Below are 1,403 nucleotides of genomic sequence, written 5' to 3' on the forward strand. Positions count from 1 at the left end.
CGCACCGCCCGCCGACCGCGAAGGACCCCTCGTGCGCTTCCAGCTCCTCGACATCGTGTTCAACCCGCCGCACCCCGTGACGGGGGCCGCGGTGCCGCCCGCCGACCGGCTCGCGCGCGTCGTCGCGCACGCCGTGCTGGCCGAGGAGCTGGGCTTCGACTCGTTCGCGGTCGGCGAGCGGCACGCCGGCGCCGTGCTGTCGTCGTCGCCCACCGTGATCCTCGGGGCGATCGCCGCGCGCACGTCGCGGATCGTGCTGTCGACGGGGGTCACGGTGCTCTCGCTGCTCGACCCGGTGCGCGCCGCGGAGGACCTCGCGACGGTCGACCAGCTGAGCCGCGGGCGGCTCGAGATCGTCATCGGCAAGGGCAACGAGGTGCTGCAGTACCCCCTGCTGGGGCTCGACCTCGACAAGCAGTACGAGTACCTCGAGGAGAACCACGGCCTGCTACGCCTGCTGCTCGCGCGGGAGGACGTCACGTGGTCGGGGCGGCACCGCGCCCCGTTGGAGCGCGCGACGACGCTGCCGCGGCCGTTCGCGGGACCGTTCCGGATCTGGCACGGCTCGGCGACGTCCCGGTTCGCGGTCGAGCTCGCCGCACGGCACGGCGAGCCGATCGTCAGCGCCAACGCGCTGCAGCCGCGCGAGGCGTACCGCGTGCTCATCGACCACTACCGCGAGCGGTACGCCGCGCACGGGCACGACCCGGCGTGCGCGTTCGTGGGCGCCGGGTCGGGCGGGCTGTACCTCGCGGACACCGACGCCGAGGCGGTCGCGCAGTACCGCCCGATCTACGAGGGGCAGGTCGCGGCGGCCGCGCGCCGGGGGTACGGCCCCGACGCGGTCGGCAGGGCGCCGGCGTTCGCGACGGTCGAGGACGCCGTCGAGCGCGGCCCGGCGCTCGTCGGCACGCCTGAGCGGGTCGCGGCGAAGATCCTCGACTACCACGCGTCGTTCAGGCACGACCTGCAGTCGGTGTCCGTCAACCACCTGCTCGACCCGGCGCACCAGGAGGACGTGCTGCGCCGGTTCGTCGAGGAGGTCGTGCCGGTGGTCCGGGCCGCGGCGCCGACGCGGCTGTGGGGTCCGGACGACGCGGGCCGTGCCGCGGGCTTCACGGCCGGCGCGGGTTCGGTGCCCGCCGGCGCGGCCTCCGAGCGCCGCTCCGTGGACGGGACCGGGGGGCTCGCCTCGATCGCGCGCTGATCGCCCGCGTCGGGCCGGTGCCGGCCGCCCGCGGCCGCGGGCTCCGCTGCGACCGGGTGCTCGTGACGTGCGCGACCGGGTGCTCGTGACGTGCGCGACCGGCCGCTCGTGACGTGCGTGACCCGGTGCTCGTGACGTGCGCGAGAGGTCGATCCAGTCTCGTCCCGGCGGGACCGGATCGACCTCTCGCGGGGTG

The 1,403-nt window shown here is 76.0% G+C and carries 1 protein-coding gene; it reads left to right on the forward strand.

The window, feature by feature from the left end; translation table 11 throughout:
- A partial coding sequence (locus tag ATM99_RS01625) for an LLM class flavin-dependent oxidoreductase (protein ID WP_369797964.1) occupies positions 1–1,207 on the forward strand: 1,207 nt, incomplete at its 5' end.
- Positions 1,208–1,403 lie beyond the last annotated feature (196 nt).

This window comes from Cellulomonas sp. B6, from assembly GCF_001462455.1.
In the GTDB taxonomy this organism is placed as follows: Bacteria; Actinomycetota; Actinomycetes; order Actinomycetales; family Cellulomonadaceae; genus Cellulomonas.